Origin of the sequence: Novosphingobium sp. KA1, from assembly GCF_017309955.1 — a bacterium.
Classification (GTDB): Bacteria; Pseudomonadota; Alphaproteobacteria; order Sphingomonadales; family Sphingomonadaceae; genus Novosphingobium.
The window spans coordinates 263,810-286,650 of the sequence record NZ_CP021248.1 but is presented as its reverse complement, the minus strand read 5'-3'; the positions used below and the strand labels follow the sequence as shown (position 1 = coordinate 286,650).

The 22,841-nt window shown below is 65.9% G+C and carries 22 protein-coding genes and 1 pseudogene; 13 read left to right on the top strand and 10 right to left on the bottom strand.

Translation table 11 applies throughout. The features are described 5' to 3' along the window. Window positions 1–2: 2 nt before the first annotated feature. The 4 genes from CA833_RS18990 to CA833_RS18975 form a co-directional block, all read right to left on the bottom strand. Window positions 3–1,181: an efflux RND transporter periplasmic adaptor subunit gene (locus tag CA833_RS18990; protein ID WP_188821256.1), complete on the bottom strand. Its 1,179-nt coding sequence runs from the start codon at window positions 1,179–1,181 to the stop codon at window positions 3–5. Further along, complete coding sequence (locus CA833_RS18985) at window positions 1,181–2,458, bottom strand: TolC family protein (protein WP_188821254.1); 1,278 nt, start codon at window positions 2,456–2,458, stop codon at window positions 1,181–1,183. The genes CA833_RS18990 and CA833_RS18985 overlap by 1 nt, the downstream gene beginning before the upstream one ends. A gap of 60 nt (window positions 2,459–2,518) precedes the next feature. Further along, on the bottom strand, window positions 2,519–2,815 hold the full coding sequence (locus CA833_RS18980) for a hypothetical protein (protein ID WP_188821252.1): 297 nt from the start codon (window positions 2,813–2,815) through the stop codon (window positions 2,519–2,521). Between the two features lie 65 nt (window positions 2,816–2,880). Next, entirely contained in the window at window positions 2,881–3,033 is a 153-nt protein-coding gene (locus CA833_RS18975; protein WP_188821250.1) for a hypothetical protein, read from the bottom strand. Window positions 3,034–3,105: 72 nt separating this feature from the next. Between CA833_RS18975 and CA833_RS18970 the strand changes: the two genes are divergently transcribed. The 3 genes from CA833_RS18970 (at window position 3,106) to CA833_RS18960 (ending at window position 6,024) form a co-directional block, all read left to right on the top strand. After that, window positions 3,106–3,492 carry a helix-turn-helix domain-containing protein gene (locus CA833_RS18970; RefSeq protein WP_188821248.1) on the top strand — a complete coding sequence of 129 codons (387 nt, stop codon included), beginning with the start codon at window positions 3,106–3,108 and terminating at the stop codon, window positions 3,490–3,492. Between the two features lie 440 nt (window positions 3,493–3,932). Then, entirely contained in the window at window positions 3,933–4,124 is a 192-nt protein-coding gene (locus CA833_RS18965; RefSeq protein ID WP_188821246.1) for a hypothetical protein, read from the top strand. A 46-nt stretch (window positions 4,125–4,170) separates the two neighbouring features. Continuing rightward, the gene (locus CA833_RS18960) at window positions 4,171–6,024 is read left to right on the top strand and encodes a ParB/RepB/Spo0J family partition protein (protein WP_188821244.1); all 1,854 of its coding nucleotides are present in this window, start codon (window positions 4,171–4,173) and stop codon (window positions 6,022–6,024) included. Window positions 6,025–6,196: 172 nt separating this feature from the next. On the opposite strand, the gene CA833_RS18955 is transcribed toward CA833_RS18960, so the two are convergent. Then, window positions 6,197–6,562 (bottom strand): hypothetical protein, encoded by a 366-nt coding sequence (locus tag CA833_RS18955; protein ID WP_017503420.1) that lies wholly within the window; start codon window positions 6,560–6,562, stop codon window positions 6,197–6,199. Between the two features lie 164 nt (window positions 6,563–6,726). After that, the gene (locus tag CA833_RS18950) at window positions 6,727–7,134 is read right to left on the bottom strand and encodes a hypothetical protein (RefSeq protein WP_164542719.1); all 408 of its coding nucleotides are present in this window, start codon (window positions 7,132–7,134) and stop codon (window positions 6,727–6,729) included. A 56-nt stretch (window positions 7,135–7,190) separates the two neighbouring features. On the opposite strand from CA833_RS18950, the gene CA833_RS18945 reads away from it, so the two are divergent. From CA833_RS18945 to CA833_RS18925, 5 genes are all read left to right on the top strand, one after another. Continuing rightward, window positions 7,191–7,592: a hypothetical protein gene (locus tag CA833_RS18945; protein ID WP_207080804.1), complete on the top strand. Its 402-nt coding sequence runs from the start codon at window positions 7,191–7,193 to the stop codon at window positions 7,590–7,592. A 223-nt stretch (window positions 7,593–7,815) separates the two neighbouring features. Beyond that, a complete protein-coding gene (locus tag CA833_RS18940; RefSeq protein WP_207080803.1) occupies window positions 7,816–8,115 on the top strand; it encodes a hypothetical protein in 300 nt (99 codons plus the stop codon). A gap of 300 nt (window positions 8,116–8,415) precedes the next feature. After that, the gene (locus CA833_RS18935; RefSeq protein WP_168846133.1) at window positions 8,416–8,802 is read left to right on the top strand and encodes a DUF3768 domain-containing protein; all 387 of its coding nucleotides are present in this window, start codon (window positions 8,416–8,418) and stop codon (window positions 8,800–8,802) included. Between the two features lie 126 nt (window positions 8,803–8,928). Next, window positions 8,929–9,186, top strand: coding sequence for a hypothetical protein (locus CA833_RS18930; RefSeq protein ID WP_017503786.1), 258 nt, complete (start codon window positions 8,929–8,931; stop codon window positions 9,184–9,186). 2 nt (window positions 9,187–9,188) lie between these two features. Beyond that, entirely contained in the window at window positions 9,189–10,478 is a 1,290-nt protein-coding gene (locus tag CA833_RS18925; protein WP_168846134.1) for a Fic family protein, read from the top strand. A 5-nt stretch (window positions 10,479–10,483) separates the two neighbouring features. Here the strand turns inward: CA833_RS18925 and CA833_RS18920 are convergent. Beyond that, window positions 10,484–10,693: pseudogene (locus CA833_RS18920) on the bottom strand (DUF4113 domain-containing protein); the annotation flags it as partial. Window positions 10,694–10,830: 137 nt separating this feature from the next. Between CA833_RS18920 and CA833_RS18915 the strand changes: the two are divergent. Then, the gene (locus CA833_RS18915; protein ID WP_207080802.1) at window positions 10,831–11,028 is read left to right on the top strand and encodes a hypothetical protein; all 198 of its coding nucleotides are present in this window, start codon (window positions 10,831–10,833) and stop codon (window positions 11,026–11,028) included. A gap of 117 nt (window positions 11,029–11,145) precedes the next feature. On the opposite strand, the gene CA833_RS18910 is transcribed toward CA833_RS18915, so the two are convergent. After that, on the bottom strand, window positions 11,146–12,438 hold the full coding sequence (locus tag CA833_RS18910; protein ID WP_242526537.1) for a HAMP domain-containing sensor histidine kinase: 1,293 nt from the start codon (window positions 12,436–12,438) through the stop codon (window positions 11,146–11,148). A 46-nt stretch (window positions 12,439–12,484) separates the two neighbouring features. Continuing rightward, on the bottom strand, window positions 12,485–13,159 hold the full coding sequence (locus CA833_RS18905) for a response regulator transcription factor (RefSeq protein WP_207080800.1): 675 nt from the start codon (window positions 13,157–13,159) through the stop codon (window positions 12,485–12,487). Between the two features lie 189 nt (window positions 13,160–13,348). Between CA833_RS18905 and CA833_RS18900 the strand changes: the two genes are divergently transcribed. Genes CA833_RS18900 through CA833_RS18890 form a run of 3 tightly spaced genes read left to right on the top strand, consistent with a single transcriptional unit; the run spans window position 13,349 to window position 18,473 of the window. Then, a complete protein-coding gene (locus CA833_RS18900; protein WP_207080799.1) occupies window positions 13,349–14,602 on the top strand; it encodes a TolC family protein in 1,254 nt (417 codons plus the stop codon). Continuing rightward, on the top strand, window positions 14,599–17,766 hold the full coding sequence (locus tag CA833_RS18895; RefSeq protein ID WP_207080798.1) for an efflux RND transporter permease subunit: 3,168 nt from the start codon (window positions 14,599–14,601) through the stop codon (window positions 17,764–17,766). The genes CA833_RS18900 and CA833_RS18895 overlap by 4 nt, the downstream gene beginning before the upstream one ends. Continuing rightward, window positions 17,763–18,473 (top strand): VIT family protein, encoded by a 711-nt coding sequence (locus tag CA833_RS18890; RefSeq protein WP_207080797.1) that lies wholly within the window; start codon window positions 17,763–17,765, stop codon window positions 18,471–18,473. The genes CA833_RS18895 and CA833_RS18890 overlap by 4 nt, the downstream gene beginning before the upstream one ends. Before the next feature lie 134 nt (window positions 18,474–18,607). Here CA833_RS18890 and CA833_RS18885 read toward each other — a convergent pair whose 3' ends face one another. Beyond that, a complete protein-coding gene (locus CA833_RS18885) occupies window positions 18,608–21,565 on the bottom strand; it encodes a Tn3 family transposase (RefSeq protein ID WP_099231083.1) in 2,958 nt (985 codons plus the stop codon). Window positions 21,566–21,703: 138 nt separating this feature from the next. On the opposite strand from CA833_RS18885, the gene CA833_RS18880 reads away from it, so the two are divergent. Next, the gene (locus CA833_RS18880) at window positions 21,704–22,264 is read left to right on the top strand and encodes a recombinase family protein (protein WP_099231134.1); all 561 of its coding nucleotides are present in this window, start codon (window positions 21,704–21,706) and stop codon (window positions 22,262–22,264) included. Window positions 22,265–22,841 lie beyond the last annotated feature (577 nt).

Here is a 22,841-nt window from a genome sequence, read left to right as displayed (position 1 = left end):
GCTTAATCCTCGTGGCTCGCTTCGCCCTTGCCGATCTCGGCCTTGAGCGTGAAGCTTCCGGTGGTGGCGATCTGTTCGTTACCGGTCAGGCCCGAACGGACGATCACCGTATCGCCCGACGCATCGCCGAGCTGAACCGGGGTCGCCTTAAAGCCGGTGGGCGTTCGGACGAATACGACCGACTTACCCTCGAAGCTCTGTACCGCCGTCGTCGGCACGCGGATCGCACCGCTGCCGCCACTGCCCGTGAGTTGGACGGCAGCCGTCACCGGCTCGCCGACCCGCCATTCGCCACCCCGATTGTCGAGCGTGGCGAGCGCCGGCACAAGCCGCGTCTGCGGATCGAGCGCCGGCGACACGAAGGTGACGCGCGCGGTCGCCTGACGGCCCGCTGCCTTGACCAGCACCGTGTTGCCGGGGCGCACCCGGCCCGCATCCTCAGCCTTCAGGTTGAGCGCGATCGATACCTGGCTCAGGTTGGCGATGCGATAGAGTTCGGCGTCCGCCGCGACCGTCTGTCCCAGCGTCACGGGGCGCGCGATGATCTGGCCCGAGATCGGCGCGGCGATGCCGAGCCGGTTGAGACCGCCGCCGCCGACACCGGCGGCCGACACCATGCTCTGCGCCTGCGTCAGCGCGATCCGCGCTTCCGTCGCCGCCGTGCGGGCAGCGATCAGATCCTGCTCAGGGGATACCTTCTGGGCGAAAAGCCGCTGCTCGCGCGCGAGGTTCGAATTGGCGAGCTGAAGCCGTGCCCGTGCTGCCTCGACCTCGCCCTTGATCTGCGCCGCCTCGCGGCTCTCGATCACCGCAATAGTCTGGCCGCGCCCGACCGACTGGCCAAGGTTGCGCGTCAGCGCGACCACCCGTCCCGCGATCGCGGCCGAGACGACTTGCGTCCCTTGGGGGTCGCCCTCGATGATCGCGGGAAGCTCAATCGTTCCGGCTCCGCCGATGATCGGCCGTCCTACTTGGACGCCCGCCGCCGCGATCTGATCGGAACCCAATGTGACGACGCCCTCATCGGCGTGACCGCCTTCAGCGCCGCCCTTTTCCGCGCCAGCAGCCGCTTCGTTGCCGGCTGCCCCATTGGCGGCCGCCTCGTTCCCGGCGTCCTTGCCACCACAGGCAGCCAACAGCAGGGCGAGCGACGCCGCGCCCGCGAGATAGAAACTCTTCATCACTGATTTCCCCCATTCGGCGCAGGAGCGGTCAGTCGCTCCACTTGCGCGCGGGCATTCTGGTAATTGGCGAGCGCATCGATCGCGGCGACCCGCGTTTCAGCGAGTGTGCGTTCCGCATCGAGCAATTCGAGCTGGCCGAACTTGCCCTCGCGATAACCGATCCGCGCGATGCGGGCCGCCTCCTGTGCAGCCGCCAGCGCCGGCCCCGACGCCGCACGAGCCGTCGTCGCGGCATTGGCCGCCTGCGCCTGCGCGTCCGTGATCGCCTGTTCGATGTCGAGCGCGGTCACGCGACGTTGTGCATCCGCCTGCGTCCGCTGCGCGGTCGCCTGCGCTATCGCCGCGCGACCATTGTTGAACACCGGGATCGGGATCGACACGGTGAACACCGCCGCCATGTCATTGGTCGCTTCCAGTCGGCGGATCGCAGGCCCGACATTGAGGTCAGGGACGCGATTGGCGCGCGCAAGCCGCACGCCCGCTTCCGCGATCGAGAAATCCGCGTTCGCCGCCGCCAGCGCGAGCGTGCCGGTCGTATCGACCGGTGCCACCGGCCCATAGATGTTCGCCCCCGGCAGACGATCGAGCAGCGTGTCATCGAGCGCACCGTCAATCGGTCGACCGATCCGGCGCGCCAGATTGGCCCGCGCCGCCTCCGCCAAGCGAAGCTGCCGCTCCACATTGGCGTCGGCATTGATGCGCGCGACATCTGCGCGCTGTTGCTCGAGCGGGGAGGCCCGCCCCGCCTGCACGCGAACGCTCGCGGCCCGCAGCGCGTCGCTGGCGATCCGGGCCTGGTCGCGGGCTGTTGTAACCCGGCGATCGGCCGCGACCGCCTCGACATAAAGCTGCGTCACCTGAAGCCGGACATCTGCCGCGATGATCGCGGCCTGAATTTCGGCCCGGGACAATTGCGCATTGGCGACCGCGACGCGGGCGCCGCGCTTGCCGCCTAGCTCGATCGGGATCGCAAAGCCGACCGTGGATTCCGCGCTGCGGACCCCACGATACGGCCCCGAGCCGATGACGTTCTCAACCTGGCCCTGGACAACCGGGTTGGGCCGCAGTCCAGCGACCGTGCGGCCCGCACGGGCCGCATCGACCGCGGCTGTCGCCGCTTCGGCAGCAGGGGCCGAACCGCCCGCTGCACTGACCGCTTGGTCAAGCGTGTAGACCGGCGCGTCCTGCGCAAAAGGCGCGGACGGTCCGACCTGCGCCTGCGCCATAGTGGCGCACGACGCTGCGGCCAGCATGGCCGCGAGGATACGATGCATGAAAATAGGACTCCTGACGATGATCGACAGGGGCGCGCCAACGCGCGCCCAAATCGGACGTCAGGCTTGGGGGGGCCTCAAATGGACCATGCCGGTGCGGCCGTCGAGCGACGCAGAGGCGGAGATAGTCGGCTTGGGCATCGTGAGGACGTGGGTATATTCCATCGTCGTGCGCGCAGGCGCACCAACGTCATGCCCGTGACAGTAATTGTGATGGTGCGGGACGTTCTTGTCCGAATCCGACGGCACCTCGTCGATGTCGCCGGCGGAATGAACGGTAAACTCAACGCCCGCGATGCTTCCCCCCGCCAAATCGGCGGCATGAGCCATGCCAGAGAAGCTGGTAAGGACCAGCATCAGGCATGTCAGGAGAGGCAGAAAGGCTCGCACGAACCCGCCCCTACCACGGAAAGGTTTCCATGTCATTGCAATAACTCGCGCATCAACGGCGCGAGCCGCGTGGAGCTGGCTGAAGTGGTGGGTTTGATCGCAACTATCGAGACGCGGCGCTGCGCAGCCGTGCGGCCGAGGTCCGCGATCATGTCGCGCTGCGCTGAAAAAACGGCGTCTGCCATCGTCAAGCTCGATTCGTGGATCAGACGCCCTATATGAACCCTCATCCTACTAGAGGGTCAAGAGGCAGGGCGATGAAAATCGGCGAGATCGCCAAACGGACCGGCTTGAAGATCGAGACCGTGCGTTTCTACGAGGCAGAGGGTCTGGTTTCTCCTCCCCTTCGCAGCGGGGGCAATTATCGGTTGTACGATCGCTCGCATCTCGATCGGCTGTCCTTCATCAAGCGGTCGCGCGATCTGGGATTTTCCCTCGATCAAGTGCGCGCTCTTCTGCGTCTTGCAGATGACCCGCAGGAATCCTGCGCGGAAGCCGATACGATAGCTGCCGTCCATATCGCGGAGATCGATCGAAAGCTGGCCGATCTGACTGCACTTCGCGCTGAAATCGCCCACTGGGGCGGCACATGCACCGTTGGAACGGTTGCCGAATGCAGGGTTATCGACGCTCTGTCTCATTGAACCTGAAGACCAGTCGGGCGCGACCCTGCCGGGCACGGCTCTATCGGCGCCCTGGCGAGCGCCGACCGAGCCACCGTGCCGGCGTCTCGGCCCAAAGGGTGACGATCCTCGCGTGAGGTGTGCCACATGGCACACCTGTCGCCGCTGCCCGATGGGCGCGACTTCACTCGCCTAGCGCCGCGGCCCTCCCCCGGAGGCCCGCCAGCGCGGGGAACACCAAGGGCTGCTGCCCTTTCGTTCCCGAAGGAAAATAGACGCCCCCGTGTTGTCCGCCAAGCGCGGCACCCGACGCCCTGATGGGCGTCGGCCGCGCTAGGGCGGCCTGCCCGCGCCAAGGCCATCGATTTTCCTCCTCCCTCCCCATCCCGCTCCTCGCCGGAGAGGCAGACCCGGTTGCTGCGGCAACCGGCTTTCAGCCGCAGGAAGAAGGAGAAAGGACAATGGCTTACACCCGATACAAGGGCGATCCCTACTGGAAACGGGCCAAGATGGACGGGACCAGCGCAGACGGCACCCCCTACGCCAAAGGCGACCGCGTGTTCTTCTATCCACGATCCGGCGCGACCTACGCAGGCGACGCCGCGACCCGCGCATCAGCCGAGTTCGACGAGCTGGCAAGCCTCGAAGGCTGACCCCGCTTCCCCAATCGACACCATCACAGATCACAGGAGTTTCATCATGGGTATCACCACCATCAAGCTGTCGCAGCTTCGCCTTTCCCCGCTCAATCAGCGGCGCGTGAAGCCTTCCGCCGTGGAAGCGATGGCCGACGACATTGCCGCGCACGGCCTGTTGCAGAACCTTGTCGCCTACGAGGACGAGGGCCTGTTCTATGTGTTCGCCGGAGGGCGGCGCTATCGGGGCCTCAAGGAACTGGCGAAGCGCAAGCGGATCAAGAACAGCGACACCTTCCCCGTCGAGGTCCGCACCAAGGAAGAGGCCATCGAACTGTCGCTCGCGGAGAACTTCCAGCGTGAGGACATGCACCCCGCCGACAGCATCCGCGCCTTTGCGGCACTGCGCGACACCGGCATGGACGCCGAGGAAATCGCAGCCCGGTTCGGTCAGGCAGTCAGTTTCGTCTACAAGATGCTTCGCCTTTCCGCGCTCGCACCCACGCTGATCGACCTGATCGCCAAGGACCAGTTGTCGCTTGAGGCGGCGCGCGCGCTCACCCTCACCGAGGATCACGACCAGCAGATCAAGGTCTGCAAGGCGGCGAATGGTCACGCCCACACCATCCGGCGGATGCTCACCACGGAGAAGGTGGACACCACCAGCGGCGCGTTCCTGTTCGTCGGGCGCGATGCCTATGAGGCGAAGGGCGGGACGATCACGGTGGACCTGTTCAGCCAAGGAGCGGAAGGCTTTGCCGACCAGCCCGAGCTTGTGCAGGAACTGGCCGAAGAAAAGCTGGACGGCATTGCGGATGAATATCGTGCGATCGGTTGGCACGAGGTCCGCGCCACGCTGGAACGGCCCTATGATCTCTACATGAAGGGCAGCATCTATCCGGCCACCCGCGAGCCCACCGAGGACGAAGCGGCGCGGCTTGCCGCCATCGATGCCGAAATCGAGGCGATTGCCGAGGCCGAGGGCGAAGATAGCGACGGCATCGAGCCGCTGTCCGACGAGCGCGACACCATCACCGAAGGAATGCGGGCGTTCAATGCGGAGCAGGTCGCAGTCGGGGGCGTGGCGCTATGGGTTTCGCATGACGGTTCGCTCGGCAAGAGCTTCTATCGCGCCAAGGCCGAGGCGAAGCCCAAAGCGAGCAGCGGCGAACCCCAACCCCTCTATAGCAACAGCCTGTTCGCGGACCTGACCCGCATCAAGACGCAGATCGTGCAGGAAGCCGTCGCGGCCGACCCGGCGCTGGCGCTCGACATCATGCTGGACAGCCTTGCAGGCCAGTTGCTCCACGGCGCGCACAGCTACCAGATGGCCCTTGAGGTTCAGGCCAAGACGGTCGCGACCGATGTGGCCGACGAGCTTATGGCAACGAGCGACGTTCGCCCCGTCGAGGAAGTGATGGCGACCCGCTTCGCATCGATCCCCGCCGAAGGCCGGTTCGACGCAATCCGCGCCATGACCAGCGACGACAAGATGGCATTGCTGGCGGGCCTTGTCGCCATGACCGTTGACGGCACGGTGTTCGCGGGTGGCTCCCCCGGCAGTCGGCATCACCATTTCGAGCAGATCGCGCGCGCGACCGGGGTGGACATCGCAGCCCGTTGGACCGCCCCCATCGCACTGTTCGACAAGATGCGCCGAGCCGCGATGATCGGCCTGTTGCGCGAGGAATGCGGTGCTTCCAGCGCCGAGAACTGCGCGACCATCAAGAAGAAGGGTGATCTTGCCGTCAATGTGTCGGGGCGGCTTCCGGGAGGGTGGCTACCTGCCCCCATGAAGATTGGCGCGTTCGATCAGCCCGAGGCCGACCCGGAGGATTTCGACACCGACATGGACGGTGACGGGATCGAGGACGAGGACATGGAGCGCGGCGAACTTGCCGACGATGAAATGGCCTGATCTGATCGGGGGGCCGGTGATAATCGGCCCCCCTCCCTCCGTCTCAGCAGCGCCCCCGCCGCCAGCGCGACAGCCATGCCCCGCATGGCTGTCGCGCCCGCTGCCCTTGCAGGTCAGCGCGCGCCGCCCGCCCACAAGGGACGGGCGGCGCGATTGCGGCTAAGTTATAGCCTCAGTCGTAGTGCGGGCCATCCACGTGCGTGCCGCTGAAATCCACGCCGCGCCGGGTCGCCACGAGGTCGAAGCGCTTGAAGAAGGCGAGGGCTTCTCCTGGCGTAACGCGCACCTCGACGGCGCGCACCGCTGCCGGAGCAGGCTCAAATTCAGCAGATCGAAGGAGGTACGCCACCAGCGACACGTCGGTCACAGGGGTGCCCCGGTTCTCTCCGGAAGCGATCCTGAACCCTACGACACGCTCGTCACTTTCGGCCTTCCCCAAGGACACCAGATAATCGGCAAGCGCCACGTTGTCGGAAATGTCCGCAGCGACAGTCCCCTTGAAGTCGTTATATTGGACGCCAGCGTTGAAGGTATCCATTCCATTTCCCCGTTCTGCTATTTCGCGCGAGCCGATCTGGCTGCGCTCCTACCTAATGCTGCGCGCCGTCATTCGTCGCTTGAAACAGCCACGAGCATATAAGTCCGCGTTTAGCGCTGCCGGGAGCCGCAAAAGCAAAGGGCGGAAGATCGCTCTCCCGCCCCCTACTGGTGACGCTGGCGCAACTGCGCCGATGGTGCGGGGCCGGCCACACCAGCAGACCAGCCAACGATCAGTGCCCAGACAGTCTCGAAAGAAACAGAACAGAGCTTCATCACGTTAGTCACTGGGTTCAGGTTGGTGTTCTTGACCTTGTGCGCCTTGCGAGCGCGAGATTTTGAACGTGTAATCATAGGCAATCCCTCCATGAAGATGACGCTCGCATAGCGAAGCGCCAGGGCCAAAAAGAGGACACCGATAATCAGCCAGCCTGCGGGAATTGAACCCCCCAGCACCCCGAAGCCACGAAGGCCAGCGCCTAAGTAGGTTCGTGGGTTCGCATGTTCAATGTTCGCATAGGTGTGCCACGTGGCACACCCTCGTTCGCCATGATCGAGCGCGCTTCGAACCACGCGAACAGGTCCGCCACAGCGCGCCGGCGATAGGCATTGAGCCATCGACGACGCCGATGCTCGTCAGCATCGTGGATCATGTGGCACCGCTGGCAGAGCGCAGCCAGGTTGCGCGGGGCGTTGTCGGTCGGATCATGGTTGAGGTGAGCGCAGGCGATATAGACCCGCGTGACACGGACGATCGCCGCGAGGTCTATCGCCCCGACCCTGATCCGCCTTCCGCGCCCGTCTCTCCATTGCCGACGATCCATGTCCCACCACCGTCCGTCGCCCAAGTGGAATACGCGCTGACCATGCGGGCGACGGCAATGCTCGCACCGCCCATTGGCGCGGCCGAAGCGAATGGCTTTCGACAGCTCGGGCCAGTCGATCGGGTAAAGCCAGCGATGTTCGGCCATGATCGGCATGACGATTCTATGAGTCAGCGAGAACGAGAACGAAAGCAGAAAATCACCTGATCGACCGCCCTGATGGGCGGGCGCTGTTTGGTAGGGCTGTCCGTCAGTCTCTTCCCATCGTGAGGGACGCGGCCCGCCGCCTCAAGGATCAGCGGTCCCCCCAATTCACTGCGTAAATCGGCTCCCCCGCTGTCCGGCAAGCCGGCCGCTTCGCGGTCCTGTGACCCGGCGTACCGCGCCCCTCCCGCTGTCGTCGCCAATCACGGCAACACGGAGATTTTCCATGTCCCATCATCGCCTGTTTGCGCAGCTCGCCTTCGAGCGTGCGCTTGGGATGGCCGCGCTCAATGCGCTGGCTCAGGCCGTTGCCGAGTGCGACCAATTTCGCGCCGTAGGCCGCGAGCGCGACCCGATCCATTTCTGGGTTCTGGCCGGTGAACTGGAAGACGTGGTGCAAGATCGCATCCGCGACGTGTTGGATGGTCCTGGCCTTGCCGTCGTCGAGCGCGGCGAGTTTTTCCATCAGCCCCGCATCGTAGAGCTGGTGATCGCCGCTCGCGACGCACGCACCGCGCCGTCATGACGGCGCGCTTGCGCGCAAGAATGCCGTGCGGAGATCCGCACCGCGCCGTCCTCGCCGCCCGCGCATCGCGCGATCGGCGCGAGGGGAACACCAAGGGCGCCGCCCTTTCGTTCCCGAACGACAATCGACCGCCCGTGTAATCCGCCAAGCACGGCACCCGGCGCAAAGCGCCGACCGCGCTAGGGCGGCTCGCCCGCGCCAGCGGTAGATTCTCGCTCCCCCTCCCCATCCCGTCCTCGCCGGACAGGCAGGGCCGTGAGGCCGAGCGGCCTTGCGGCCCATGCAGCAGGAGGATCAGTTATGCGCAGCCCCGAACAACTCGACACCATCCGTCGCCTGAACGATGCGGCCCGGAGCAATCCCGGCACGGCTTCCAGTGCCAACGTCACGCTAGGGTTCCAGTCCCTTCCCGATGCCGACCGCTTTGCGGCACTGGCGGCGATCGTGGGGTTTTCCCGGTTCGACGGAGACAATGACCCCTATGGGGAACATGATTTCGGCGCGGTCTATCGCCTCACGACGGGAGGGTGGACGCAGGAGCGGCCCAAAGACGAGAAGACGATTGCCGAGACAGTGTTCTGGAAAGTGGATTACTACGACAACACGCTCACCTATGGCAGCGAAGTGCCGTGGGATGAGCACCAGACCAAGCGTGTGCTGACCATCATGTTAGCCAACGAATACTGATAGTTGCGGCGATCATCCCGCGCCCGAACGGGCGCGGGACATGGTGAACCGAGTGACTGCCGCGTCGAGTGATTTGTTGAGGAATCGCGCCGGGGAGAGTAAGGTTAAGATAGAAAGGATGACGCGATGGCCCAGATCGATATTGAAGCGCTGCGCGAGCGCATCCGCCAGATGGATTTCGAACGCGGCACTCCCGAACAGATCGCGCTCTGGCGCGAGGATGTCGCGGAGTCCCGCGCCAATCTCGTGATTGAAGACATGACGCCGACCATCGATGAAGACGCGATGTTCGCGATGATGCTCGACGAGGGTGTGCCTCCCGCACTCATGCCCTCGATCATCCTTAGTCTCTATCCGCCCGGAACCCGCCAGATCGCTGCCTGACATTGGCAAGCGATCCTTACACGTATCCCGGCACCGAGACGCTTCGAAACCGGCTCGGCCTCACCGATGAAAAGACGCTCATCGAAGCTGAGCGGCGCCTAACGCAGGCGCGCGGCGCAGAGGCCGCGCGCCTGACTTTTCCAGCGACGGCCGACGGCTATCGCGCGCTTCACAAGCACCTGTTTCAAGACCTCTATGATTGGGCGGGGCAGGACCGGACCGTCAACATCGCCAAGGGCGGTTCGAGCTTCGCAGCCGTGCCCTATGTCGCGCGTGAACTCGACAAGCGGTTTGCCGACATGGGCGCACAAAGCGGCTTTCGCGGACTTCCTCGAGACGAGTTTTTCGACCGGCTCGGCGATCACATCAACGAGATCAACGCCATCCATCCTTTCCGCGAAGGTAATGGGCGCACCATGCGCCACCACGCGGCGCAGCTTGCGCGCGAGGCTGGACATCCGATCCGCATCGCCGCGATCGACAAAGACAAGTGGATGGAGGCATCCCGGCACGGCTTTCTAACGGGGGATCATCGCGGCATGGCCGCGGTTCTTTCCGCAGCAGCAGTCAAGCGCGACCTCGCGCCCGAGGCGCGCATCGGTCCTGCCGGGATTGCCATGCTTCCGAACCGCGCGCCACCCGAGGGGCAACGCTATCGCGTCACTCTCGCTAAGGCGCGCGAAGAACTGGAACGCTACCTGCCCGCCGCCCGACAGCAGGCGGCCGAACGATTGCGCGAATTGATCGGAGAAAGCGCGCCATCTACTGCCATCGCGAATGCACGAACCGAGCTTGCCTATGTCCGGCACGCCAAAGGTCCGATCTACCAGTCCCACCTTTTAACATATCTCGGCGTGCGGCAGGTCGATGCCGTCGTTACCGCCCAACAAACGCCCCTTGAGCGTGTGCGTGAGATCGGAGCCGCCCTGGGCGTTCAGATCAACGGTCAGCAATCGGCGCAGCTTCAACGCGCCGTGCGGGCGCTGGAGCGGCCGATCCTCCCCCCCGGCCATTCACCCGGGCAGGAGCGGCTTGCCGAGCTTTTCATCAAGAACACGCCCGAAAAAAACCATGCCGATCCACGCCTTTCGCCCGCGCAAGCGATTGTCGATGCCGCCATGAAGACGGCGGCCGACCTGGGCGAAAGCGCCCGCATGGTCGCGACGATCAGGGAGTCGACGCGCCAGCTCGTCGCCGATCGGATCAAGGCTGGCGGTTCACTGGACGGCGAGATCGGCCGCGCGGCGCAGGTGCAGGCACCCGCGCCGCGCGATAAGGACCGGAGCCGCTAACGGCTTCATCGCGCAACGGGTATCTCCCCGATCCGGGTCGTCCATGCCGGGCTCTTCTGTGATCGCTTCGTATCGAACGACCGCGCACCGCATCCCTGCGCCGCCAAAATGACCGTGTTTCTTCCAAACCGGCTATTGAGACCATCCATTGCCGCCAACAGCGCGGGTGCCTTGGGATCGGCTGTCGCAAAGAGGTCAGCCTGCCCCGCCCCTTGGGCTGACTACACGAAAGTGCGTTTTACGTACGCCAGGGGGGAACCTTTGGCGAACGCGGGTGAATGGCATCATGCGGCCAGGAGCGAGGAAGGCGTGCGCAACGGGCGGAGCTGGCCGGGATCGGGGCCTCTACAGCTTGTTCTTCCGCGTCGCTCCGGGCATCGCGCCAACCGATGGCTGCTTTATGCGTGATGGTGCTTCGCTGCTCTATATCGGCACCGCTGGTGCCGACCTCGCCAAAGAAGGGAATCTGCGCAACCGCCTCTGGGTGTCGCCGGTCTGGGCGAAAGCGGGCGCGGCAAAAAGGCACGCGACCAGCGCGAGCGAAGCGTAACGCATCGTTCCTGTTCCTTCGATAAGGGGCTCAGCCGGGGGGAATGGAGTTCGGCTCAGGCCGTGAGTCGGCGAACGGTGAACGCGACCCCCGGCATAGGGTTCTATAAATTTATGTTTATTTTGCCGCGCCGGGGCAGATGATCGAGACGGTACTCCCCTGCGCGGCGAAGGCCAGGTCGAAGCCGTGCAGATCGACGATCGCCTTGACCAGCGGCAGGCCCAGCCCGACGCCCGGTTGGTCGGCGCGTCCGCGATAAAAGCGTTGCAGGACCAGCGCGCGTTCGGACGGAGGCACGCCGATACCATCGTCGGCGACGCCCAGCACGATGTCGCGGCCTTGCATCCCCAGCGTGACGCGCACCATGCCCCCGGGAGGGCCGAACTTCATCGCATTGTCGATCAGGTTGGAGACCGCCTCGATCAACAGGCTGGCATCGCCTTCGACCGGGGGCACGGGGTCGACCGTGTGGGACAGAGCGATACCACGATCCTCGGCGGTTGGGCGGTGGAGATCGCACGCATCCTCGACCAGCTGCGCCAGATCGACCGGCGCGAAGCGACTGCGGCGGGCGTGATCCTCCAGCTCGCGGATGCGCAGCAACGCAGCGACGATGCCCAGCAGCTTGTCGACATCGGCGAGCGTCGCCTCGGCGGTGGCGGCAAAGGCCGCGCGGTCGTCATCGTCGCGCATCCCCCGCTCGACCCGCGCGCGCAAGCGCGTGAGCGGCGTGCGCAGCTGGTGCGCGATATCGTCACCCACCCCGCGTACGTCGGCGACGAGCAGTTGCAGCCGGTCGAGCATCAGGTTGATGTCGGCGCAGAGCAGCCCGAAACTGTCGGGATCGCTCGGCACGCGCAGCCGCCCGGACAGGTCGCCGCCCATGATCCGCTCGGTCAGGCGACGGACCGCATCGACCTGCCGCGCCGCGCGCCGCCCGGCGATCAGCCCGAATACCAGCGCCATCAGAATGCCCGGCACCAGCCCGACGAGCAGCGACTGGCCGACCAGCCGCATCGACGCGACCGTGTCGTCCAGATCGACCCCGACCAGCAGACGCGTCCCGTCCGCCATCGGACAGACCTGCACCCGTGCCTCGTCGCTGTGCTTGCCCGGCAATTCGGTGGGCGCGATCGAGGCGACGAACGAGGCGGCAGGGGGCTGCCCCGACGGTAAGCGCGCGACGTTACCCGCAATCCGTCGGCCATCGGCATCAAACAGCGCCAGGAACAGATCGCGATGAATATCACGATCCAGCTTTTCGCGAAGCTCTTCGGGCCGCTCCTCCGTTGGTGTCAGGCGGAAGAAGGTACAGTCGTCGCTTAAGCGATGCTCGATCTCACGCCGGTGATTGTCGTTCGCCAGAACCCAGAAGACCGCCGCCAGCGCCAGCGACTGCAGGACCAGCATCGCCGCCAGCGTGCTGCCCCAGCGCCAAGTCGCCCGCGCGCGCGGATCAGTGAAAATCGAAGACATAACCCTGCCCCCGCACGTTGCGGATCAACACCGCCTCGCCCTCGCCGTCCACCTTGCGCCGCAGGCGGCCCATATGCACGTCGACGACATTGGTGTTGGGCTCGAAACTATAGCCCCAGACATCCTGGAGCAGCATCGATCGGGTGATGATCCGACCCGGCCGTCGGACCATATAGTCGAGCAGCTTCAGTTCGCGCGGCAGCAGGTCCAGGTCGCGCCCGGCCCGCGTCGCGCGTCCGGCCAGCAGGTCGAGATCGAGCGGCCCGGCGATCAGCCGTGTCTCGCGCGTGTCGTTGGGACGGCGCAACAGCGCCTCGACCCGCGCGATCAGTTCGACCAGCGCGAACGGCTTGGGCAGATAATCGTCGCCGCCTGCGCGCAGGCCACGCACCCGGTCGTCCAGGCTGCCGAGCGCGCTCAACACCAAAGCGGGGGTGCGCCGCCCCTGCCCGCGCAGATCGGACAGCAGGTCCAGCCCCTCGCCATCGGGCAATTGCCGGTCGAGGATCAACAGGTCGAAATCCGCGTCTGCGATCGCCCGGGACGCGACCGACAGGCTGGCGGCATGACACACGTCGTGCCCGGCGGCGGTCAGCTCGAGCATGATCTCGTTCGCCGTGCCGGCATCGTCCTCGATCACCAATATCCGCGTCATTCCACGCTGATCACAACACACGTCCGCCTGCGTCAATGAAATTGCGGTTTAGTATTGATAGTCATTACCAGCATCAAAGCACCGACCAGCAAGAATATCGTCGCCAGCCTTCCCTAAATCGGTATTTAGTCGACGTTCCCGGGAGAACCGCCTAGCGCGGCAGGACGGACACACCGCGCAAGGACCGACATGCGGATCACGGCTTTGGCAGGACTGGCGGCGGCGGCGATGGCCACGCCCGCATCGGCGCAACAGGCGATGACGCTGGACGCGCTGGTCCAGAATGTCGTCGCCGGCAATCCCGAGCGGCAATTCTATCAGCGCCAGATCGAAACGGCAGGCGTCGAGCGCGAGGCCGCCGGGCGCTGGGCCGACCCGGAAGCGGTGGTCGAATTCGGCCAGCGGCGCGCGCAGGACCCGACCAGCGGCGCGGTCACCGGTGAGGGGCTGACCTATGCGGTGTCGGTCGTGCAGCCGATCGAATTTGGCGGCCGCATCGCGCTGCGCCGGGCGATCGCCGACGGACAGGTCGGGCTGGCGCGGATCGGGTTGCAGCAGTTCGACGCGACGCTGGCCGCGCGGGCTCGGTCGCTCGGCTATGGCCTGTTTGCCGCGGACGAGAAGGCGGCGGCGGCGCGCGAGGTGGCGGGGCGGATGCGCACGCTCGCCCGCGTGATCGTCGCGCGCGATCCGGCGGGCCCTTCGCCCCAGCTGGAGGCCGCCTCGCTCCAGGCCAGCGCGATCAGCGCCGAGCGCACCGCCGCCGCCGCCGATGCGGAAGCCAATTCGATTCTCTACGAACTCAACCAGCTGCGCGGAGCGCCCTTCGCCGCGCGCATCCGCATCGTGCGGCCCGACATGTCGCTGCCCGCCCTGCCTTCGGGGCAGGTGCTCGCCGACCGGGCGAGCGAGAATAATTTCGAACTGAAGGCGCTGCGCGCGCAATTCGCGCAACAGGGGCTGCGCGTCGACCTCGCCCGCAAGGCACGCATCCCGACGGTCAGCGTCGGCCCCTATTTCGACCGCGCCCGCTCCGACATTCGCGAGACCAATTACGGTGTCCGCCTGTCCACCACCATCCCGCTGTGGAACCGCCAGGCGGGCGATGTCGCGATCGAACAGGGCAAGCAGGCGCAGGCGAACGCGACGCTTATCAACGCCGAACGGCGGATCGCGCGCGACGTGTTCGACCAGGCCGCGCAATATGACGCCAAGCGCGAGGCGCTGGCGAAATGGGACGCCAATGCGCCGCAGCGTTTCGCGCAGGCCGCCGCCGATGCCGACCGCAACTACCGCCTGGGCGCGATCCCGCTGACCACCTACACCCAGATCCAGCAATCCTATGTCGAGGCGGTGAACGCCGTGCTCGACACCCGGCGTGAGGCGCTGGAGGCGTTGCTCCAGCTCCGCGCGCTGAACGGCGGAGCGGCGCTGGCCCGATGACGCGCTGGCTCGATCTCGTTACCCGCCACCGGCTGGGCGTGGCACTGGTCGCGGCGCTGATCGCGGCGATCGGGCTGTGGTCCTTCGCCAATCTCCAGATCGACGCCATCCCCGACATCACCGGGGTTCAGGTGCAGATCAACACCACGGTCCCGGCCCTCGCGCCCGAGGAGATCGAGCGGCTGGTGACCCTGCCCATCGAACGCGCCATGGGTGGCCAGCCGGGGCTGGACCAGACGCGCTCGCTGACCAAGACCGGGCTGAGCCAGGTTACGCTGCTCTACAAGGACGGCACCGACCAGTTGAAGGCGCGCCAGCTCGTCACCGAACGACTGGCGGCGGTGCGCGACCAGTTGCCGCCGGGCAGCACGCCGCAGCTGGCGCCGATCACCACCGGACTGGGCGAGATCTTCTACTATACGCTCGAATGGCGAAAGCCGCCGCCGGGACTGGATGCGCAGGCCCAGTTGATGGCGCTGTACGAGGCGCAGGAATATACGGTTCGCCCGATGCTGCGCGCCGTGGCGGGGGTCGCCGACGTCAACTCGAACGGCGGGCTGGAGGAGCAATATGTCGTCGAGCCCGATCCCGTCCGGCTGACCCTGCACGGCGTCACCGCGGGTGAGCTGGCCGCGGCGGTCGCCAAGAATGTCGAGAATGCGGGCGGCGGAATCATTCGGCGCGGCGCCGAGCGCTTCACCGTACGAACCGATGCCCGCGTGATGACCGCCGAGCAGATCGCCGCCATCCCGGTCAAGTTCGCGGGCGGCGTCCTACCGCTGCAGGTACGCGACCTCGCCAGCGTCGTCACCGATGCCGCCCCGCGCCAGGGGGCCGCGACCCAGAATGGCCGCGAGACGGTGCTGGGCACGGTCATGATGCTGGTCGGGCAGAACAGCCGCGAGACCGCGCTGCGGGTGCAGGAGGCCCTGCCCGGCATCTCCGCCGCCTTGCCCAAGGGCATGGTGATCGACCGGCAGTATAGCCGTGCCGATCTGGTCGATCAGACGATCCATACCGTCGAGCGCAATCTGGGCGAAGGTGCGCTGCTGGTCGCGATCGTCCTGTTGCTGGTGATGGGCAACTGGCGTGCGGCGCTGATCGTGGCACTCGTCATCCCGCTCGCCTTCCTCGTGACGGTCAGCGGGATGCACGCCATCGGCCTGTCGGGCAATCTGATGAGCCTGGGCGCGCTCGATTTCGGGTTGATCGTCGACGGGGCGATCGTGGTGGTCGAGAACAGCCTGCGCCTGCTCGCCCTGCGCCGCGCCGAGAAGGGTGAGGATCTGACGCCCGACGAACGCCGCGAGACGGTGGCGCGCGCCGCCCGCATGGTGGCGCGACCGACCTTTTTCGGCATCGCGATCATCGCGCTCGTCTATGTGCCCGTGCTCAGCCTGGGCGGGGTCGAGGGCAAGCTGTTCCAGCCGATGGCCCAGGCGGTGATGCTGGCGATCGTCGCCGGGCTGCTCTGGACCTTCACCGTGGTGCCGATGCTGTCGGCCTGGGCTTTGCGCGCGCCCGCCCGTGCGCATGGCGAAGAGGCCAAGGGCTTCGTCGCGGTCGCCGAGCGCGTCTATACCCCGGTGCTGGAGCGCTCGCTGCGCCATCCCGCCATCCTGGTCATCGGCGCGCTGGTGCTGCTTGCAGCGGCGTTCCTCGCCTTCAAGACGCTCGGCTCGCAATTCACGCCGCAGCTCGACGAGGGCGCGATCACCGCGATGGTCTATCGCCCGGTCGGCATGTCGCTGGAACAGAGTCTCGCCATCGAACAGGCGACCGAGCGCGCCATCCGTCGCAAATTCCCGCAGGTCAGTCACACCTTCTCGCGCATCGGCACCAGTGAGGTTGCGACCGACCCGATGCCGCCCAATGAGAACGACCTCTATATCTTCTATGCGCCGGTCAAGGACTGGCCGACCGGCGACGGCATGCCCCGCACCAAGCAGGAGCTGATCGCCGGGATCGAGAAGGTCGCGCGCCAGGTCTACAAGGGCCAGAACTTCGAATTCGCCCAGCCGATCGAAATGCGCTTCAACGAGATGCTGGAGGGCGTGCGCGCCGACGTCTCGGTCAAGATTTACGGCGACGATTACGACACGCTGGAACGCGCCGCCGGACAGGCCAAGGCGATCCTGGAGAAGCTGCCCGGCACCGAGGGCGTCGAGTTCGAAACGGCCGGGCGCCCCAAGAGCATCGTCGTCGAGCTCGACCGCGCCGCGCTGATCCGCCTGAACCTGGGGGCGCAGGCGGTCAACGACGCGATCCGCGACGCGCTGGCGGGGGCGGAGGTCGGCTTCATCCCGCACGGCCCCGCGCGCCATGCCATCGTGATCCGCATGCCCGAGTCGCTACGCGCAGACCCCGCCGCGATCATGGCGCTGCCCCTGCGGGTCGGCGACTATGGCATGGTGCCGCTCTCGCGTGTCGCCCGGTTGAAGGAAACCCGTATCGTCGAGCCGATCCTGCACGACGACACCAACCGCCGCGCCGCGCTGATGGTCAATCTGTCGACCAGCGATCTGGCGGGCTACGTCCAGCGCGCGCAGTCGGCAATCGACGGGCAGGTCAAGCTGCCGCCCGGCTATCGCATCGAATTCGGTGGCCAGTACCACCAGCTTGAGGCCGCGCAGAAGCGCTTGTCGATCGTCGTGCCCGCCGCGCTGATCCTGATCTTCGCTTTGGTCTATGCGGCGTTGGGCAGCGTGCGCGAGGCGGCGATCGTCTATACCGGTATCCCGTTCGCGGTGACCGGCGGCGTGCTGGCGCTGTGGCTGCGCGGCATGCCCTTCTCGATCACCGCCGCGATCGGCTTCATCGCGCTGTCCGGTATCGCCATGCTCAACGGGCTGGTGCTGATCGACCATATCAATTCCCTGCGCGACGGGCGCGAGGGCGATCCGTTGCCCGCCGAGGACGCCGTGCGTCGCGGGGCGCATGATCGGCTGCGTCCCGTCCTGTCGACCGCGCTGGTCGCCTCGGTCGGGTTCATTCCGATGGCCATCGCGACCGGCTCGGGCGCGGAGGTGCAGCGGCCGCTGGCGACCGTGGTCATCGGCGGGATCATCACGTCGACGATCCTGACGCTGATTCTGTTGCCCAGCCTCTACGCCTGGATCGAACGCCGCCGACCCACTGCATCCCGTCACGAGGAAACAGCATGAGCGACAACAATCCCTCTGCCATGGGCGAACAGCATCTGGTCCATCGCACCGGCTGGCTGCGTGCCGCTGTGCTTGGCGCGAATGACGGGATCATCTCGGTCTCCAGTCTGATCGTCGGCGTCGCCGCCGCCCCCGGCGCGACCGCATCCAATATCCTGCTCGCGGGAACGGCCGCGCTGGTCGGCGGGGCGCTGTCGATGGCGGCGGGCGAATATGTCTCGGTCAGCTCGCAGGCCGACACCGAACAGGCCGATCTGGCGCGCGAGCAGCGGGAACTGGTCCGAGCGCCGGAACAGGAGACGGCCGAGCTGGCGGCGATCTACGTGTCCCGCGGCGTCACGCCCGCCTTGGCGCGACAGGTGGCCGAAGAGATGATGGCCCATGACGCGCTTGGCGCGCACGCCCACGACGAGCTGGGGCTCAGCGACGATCTGGCGGCGCGGCCGATCCAGGCGGCTCTGTCATCGGCGGCATCGTTCACGGTCGGGGCCATCATACCCGTCCTGATCGCCGCCCTCGCGCCACGATCCCTGGTGAGCATGGCGGTTTCCGTCGCCGCGCTCCTGCTGCTCGCCGTGCTGGGCGCGCTGGGTGCAAAGGCCGGTGGGGCTCGCCTGCTTCCGGCCATCGCGCGTGTCACCTTCTGGGGCGCGATCGCGATGGGCGTGACGGGGCTGATCGGCCATGCCTTTGGCACCGCGATGTAGGGCGCGCGTGCGGCAGGTGATCGTGAAAATCGAGCTGCGCTCGGAACTTAGGCAAGGATGCACAGGGCTGACTACACGAAAGTGCGTTTTACGTACGCCAGGGGGGAACCTTTGGCGAACGCGGGTGAATGGCATCATGCGGCCAGGAGCGAGGAAGGCGTGCGCAACGGGCGGAGCTGGCCGGGATCGGGGCGGCTTTCGACATTCCAGCGATAGTCGCCGGTGAGCGAGATATGCTCCCATCCCAGCGGGGCGATATGGCGCGCAACGTCCTCCGGGATCGCCAGCGCCCCGACCGCCCGTTCGAGATAGCGGGTGTTCCACAGGATGATGGCGGCCACGAGGAGATTGAGGCCGGAGGCGCGATAGGTCTGGTTCTCGAACCGCCGGTCGCGCAGCTCGCCGAGCTGGTTGAAGAAGAGCGCGCGGGCGAGCGCGTTGCGGGCCTCGCCCTTGTTGAGACCGGCCTGGGTGCGCCGGCGCAGGTCGAGATCGCGCAGCCAGTCGAGCATGAAGATCGAGCGCTCTATCCGCCCGACCTCGCGCAAGGCCAGCGCGAGTCCGTTCTGGCGTGGGTAAGCGGACAATCTGCGCAGCATCGCCGAAGCGGTGGCGGTGCCGCTGCGGATCGAAGTGGTGAGGCGCAGCAGTTCAGCCCAATGGGCGGCGACATGCCCGATGGCTACCGGATCGCCGGTCATACCGGCCAGCAGCGGCCCCGCTTCCTGGCCCGGCAGTAGATGCAGGCGCCGGTCCTTCAGGTCGCGCAGGCGCGGCGCGAAGCGGTAGCCGAAGAAGGGCATGAGGCCGAACACATGGTCGGATGCGCCGCCGGTATCGGTGTAATGCTCTTCGATCGACAGGCCGGTGGCATGGTATAGCAGCCCGTCGAGAACATAGGGAGCCTCGCCGGCGGTCGCCGCGATCACGCGGCTCGAGAACGGATCATATTGGTCCGAGACGTGGGTGTAGAAGCTGACGCCGGGTTCATTGCCGTTGCGCGCATTGATGTCGCCGATCGCGGCGCCGCGCCCGCCCGCATGGAAGAGCTGGCCGTCACTGGAAGAGGTGGTGCCGTCGCCCCACAGCGCGGCCAACGGCACGGTGCGGTGAACGTCGATCAACCGCCCCAGCGCCTCGCTATAAGCGGCTTCGCTGATATGCCAGTCGTGCAGATGGGCGAGCTGACGCAGGGTCGCGCCCTGACAGGTCTCGGCCATGCGCGTCAGCCCGAGATTGATGCCATCGGCCAGGATCACGGTCAGGAGCGCGTTACGATCGTCCGCCACGCGACCGGAGCGGCGATGGGTGAAGCACTCGGAAAAGCCAGTCCAGCTATCGACCTCCAAAAGGAGATCGGTGATCTTCACGCGTGGCAGCCGATCATAGGCGACGCGGCGCATATTCTCTGCATCCGGCGGCGTGATCGCCTTGAGCGGGGATACGACAAGGCCATTGTCGTCAAGGCGCACCTGGGGCAGTTCTCCCTGTCGAGCGAGGATCGTCACCCGCTCGATCGCGGTGTCGAGACTGGCGCGGCGACCGGCGACGAAGCTGTCGAAATCAGTATCGATCGCCAGTGGCAGCGGTCCTCGCGCGCGCATCGCATCGAAGGTTGCAGGCGGCAGGAGATAGCTGTCGAAGGCGCGATAATGACGGCTCGCCGCCACCCATATGTCGCCGGCGCGCAGCCGGTCGCGCAGTTGGGTGAGCACGCACAGCTCATAGGCGGCGCGGACGACCACGCCATCGCGCAGCACGAACGGCCGCCATGACGGCGGCACGAAGCGGAGCGGTGGGTTATCGGGCAGGCGCCGTCGTCCGGTGCGATAAATGTCGGCGATCAGCCGAACCGCATCGAGCAAGCCCTGCACCGCACCGGCCCCGCGAAACTCAAAGGCGTTGAGGAACGGCCCGATCACGGAGCGCAGCGAGCGCTGCCGTTCGATCAGTTCCGCCGTGCGGTCGATTGTTTCCGGCGCGATCAGTAGCTCGGCGTCCACGACCGCCGTTCCCAACCTTTCCCAGTCGATCGAACTGATGGCGGCAAGAGAATCGACGCCTCGCGCCCGCGCGTCGAGCAATGTCCGGCATGAGCCGGTGAGCAGGCGAAGCTGCGCCTGCAATGACCGGATCGTGCCGATCGCCTTGTCCTTGGTCCGATTCTCGGCCCGTCGCATCATGCTCCCCAGGAGCTTGTCCATCATCGTCAGCACCGCATCGGTCAGGCTTTCCTCAAGCCGGATGCCGGCAGCGACAAGGATCGCATGACGGCGTAGGTCGGGCAGTTCCGCCAGATGCTGCGGCGTGATGCGCGCCGCCTCGTCGGCGATCCGGTCGAATGCCGCCTGCGGGATGGTCGCGGCGCGCGAGGCCGCCAGGCCCAGCGCGCGAACTTGGTCGAGCCGTTCGATCAGTCGCAGGATATTGCGCGGGGCCGGCGATAGGGGCGGGTTGCGCAGCCATGAGAGCCAGGTCGCGCTTTTGTCGTCGCGCCGCGACAGGAGGGCGTCGAGCGTCGCGCGTTCGGGTTCGCCGAGATCTCCGGCGAGCACGTCATGGACCAGATCTCCGGCCTGCTGCCGCGCCCGTCGCACTATCGCCTCAATCACCGTCACGGGCGGCAGCAGCAATCGCCGGCGTCGCATCTCGTCGATGACGATGCCCGCAAGCCGCGAGGACTGGGTGACGGTCTGCGCGATCGGCATGGCGAACGCGACCAGCGCGTGGAAATCCGCACGACTGAAAACGAGATGACCGAAGCGCCGCGACAGGTCGGCGAGGTGCGACCGCCGCGTTTCGTCGCGGCGGGCATAGTCGCGCCATGATGCGGGCGACACATCCAACTGATGGGCCACGAACGCGAGGATCGGCATGGGCGGCACTTCGCCGGCTTCCAGCACGCGCCCCGGCCAGCGCAGATACAGCATCAGCATCGCATAGCCGAGACGGGTGACGTCGCCACGCCGGGATGCGATCAGTTCGAGGTCGTCACGGGTCAAGGTGAAGTGACGCGCGATCTCGCGTTCATCGAGCGACGGATCATAATGGCCCGCAAGCATCTCGCGGGTTAGCAGGTGTCTTCTGGCCAAGGTCGAACCCCTCCATGTCGCTGTCCGTCAGACGTCCGTTGGACGGTCACTGGGAATGTGTCCGTCAACTCTGGACGTTCGATGGCGATTCGGACAAGATCGCATTATGATGGGAAAACGGACAGTATGGGGCGGCCCGTGGCGCTGATCGGCTATGCGCGGGTATCCACCCCCGACCAGAAGCTCTCGCTTCAGCACGACGCACTGGAGCGGGCAGGATGCGACCGTGTTTTCGACGATCATGCGTCGGGCGCCAGGACTGACAGGCCCGGTCTTGCTGAAGCGCTGGCCTATCTGCGCGCCGGCGACACGCTGGTGGTGTGGAAGCTCGATCGGCTCGGCCGCTCGATGAGCCATCTGATCGAGAAGATCGGTGAATTGGCGTCGCGGGGCATCGGGTTCCGCTCGCTCACCGAGAACATCGACACAACCACGCCGGGAGGCATGCTGGTGTTCAACATCTTCGGCTCCCTCGCGCAGTTCGAGCGCGATCTGATCCGCGAGCGCACCCAGGCGGGTCTGCGCGCCGCGCGCGAGCGCGGCAGCAAGGGCGGTCGCCGCCCTGTCGTCACTCCCGACAAGCTGCGCAAGGCCCGGGCGCACATCGCAGCAGGCCTTACTGTGCGGGAGGCCGCCGCCCGCCTTAAAATCGGAAAAACCGCCCTTTACAAAGCGTTGGAAGGCGCAACGGCGGAATAGCTATGGCACCAAATATCGATCAGATCCGTTACCACGCTACACCAGCGCGGTCCCGCGTAGACGCACGTATTCGGGTTATCATGGGAATCTACATAGCCTGCTTCGGCCTCGGTTTTTTCAATCATGCGCGAGACTTTGTAGCATACGGATGGAGGCCCTATGATTGGGGACCATTTCAACTCGAGCTATTTTGGACATCACTGATATTCTTAGACGCGCTTGCTATTGTGCTACTTCTATCGCGCTTCAGACGTAAGCGTCCGTCCACGACCGGTGAGGAGGAAGCCGCTCGCCAGAAGCCCCCCCTTTAACGGACGTCCGTCTTGGCCCTTTTGGGTGCAGCGAGTGAACAGGCGATCCGGTACATCGCGTTACCATCAACAATTTCGGAGACTGGTATCCAGTCGGAAACAGGCGGCATTGATGGGCCCATACCTCCGTCAGTGTAAATGACGGACGGAAGCTGAATAGAGACCTTGATTTTGCGAGAGGCACAATCGAAATTCTCGGTAGAACGTTCCGTTGTATCCCCGCGATTCTCGATGACTAGAGATGCAAAATGCCCTTTGCGTTGGAC

Coding starts and splice junctions, on each gene's coding strand:
- CA833_RS18990 (WP_188821256.1), bottom strand. CDS start 1,181: ATGAAGAGTTTCTATCTCGCGGGCGCGGCGTCGCTCGCCCTGCTGTTG.
- CA833_RS18985 (WP_188821254.1), bottom strand. CDS start 2,458: ATGCATCGTATCCTCGCGGCCATGCTGGCCGCAGCGTCGTGCGCCACT.
- CA833_RS18980 (WP_188821252.1), bottom strand. CDS start 2,815: ATGCTGGTCCTTACCAGCTTCTCTGGCATGGCTCATGCCGCCGATTTG.
- CA833_RS18975 (WP_188821250.1), bottom strand. CDS start 3,033: ATGGCAGACGCCGTTTTTTCAGCGCAGCGCGACATGATCGCGGACCTC.
- CA833_RS18970 (WP_188821248.1), top strand. CDS start 3,106: ATGAAAATCGGCGAGATCGCCAAACGGACCGGCTTGAAGATCGAGACC.
- CA833_RS18965 (WP_188821246.1), top strand. CDS start 3,933: ATGGCTTACACCCGATACAAGGGCGATCCCTACTGGAAACGGGCCAAG.
- CA833_RS18960 (WP_188821244.1), top strand. CDS start 4,171: ATGGGTATCACCACCATCAAGCTGTCGCAGCTTCGCCTTTCCCCGCTC.
- CA833_RS18955 (WP_017503420.1), bottom strand. CDS start 6,562: ATGGATACCTTCAACGCTGGCGTCCAATATAACGACTTCAAGGGGACT.
- CA833_RS18945 (WP_207080804.1), top strand. CDS start 7,191: ATGCTCGTCAGCATCGTGGATCATGTGGCACCGCTGGCAGAGCGCAGC.
- CA833_RS18940 (WP_207080803.1), top strand. CDS start 7,816: ATGTCCCATCATCGCCTGTTTGCGCAGCTCGCCTTCGAGCGTGCGCTT.
- CA833_RS18935 (WP_168846133.1), top strand. CDS start 8,416: ATGCGCAGCCCCGAACAACTCGACACCATCCGTCGCCTGAACGATGCG.
- CA833_RS18930 (WP_017503786.1), top strand. CDS start 8,929: ATGGCCCAGATCGATATTGAAGCGCTGCGCGAGCGCATCCGCCAGATG.
- CA833_RS18910 (WP_242526537.1), bottom strand. CDS start 12,438: ATGCTGGTCCTGCAGTCGCTGGCGCTGGCGGCGGTCTTCTGGGTTCTG.
- CA833_RS18905 (WP_207080800.1), bottom strand. CDS start 13,159: ATGACGCGGATATTGGTGATCGAGGACGATGCCGGCACGGCGAACGAG.
- CA833_RS18900 (WP_207080799.1), top strand. CDS start 13,349: ATGCGGATCACGGCTTTGGCAGGACTGGCGGCGGCGGCGATGGCCACG.
- CA833_RS18895 (WP_207080798.1), top strand. CDS start 14,599: ATGACGCGCTGGCTCGATCTCGTTACCCGCCACCGGCTGGGCGTGGCA.
- CA833_RS18890 (WP_207080797.1), top strand. CDS start 17,763: ATGAGCGACAACAATCCCTCTGCCATGGGCGAACAGCATCTGGTCCAT.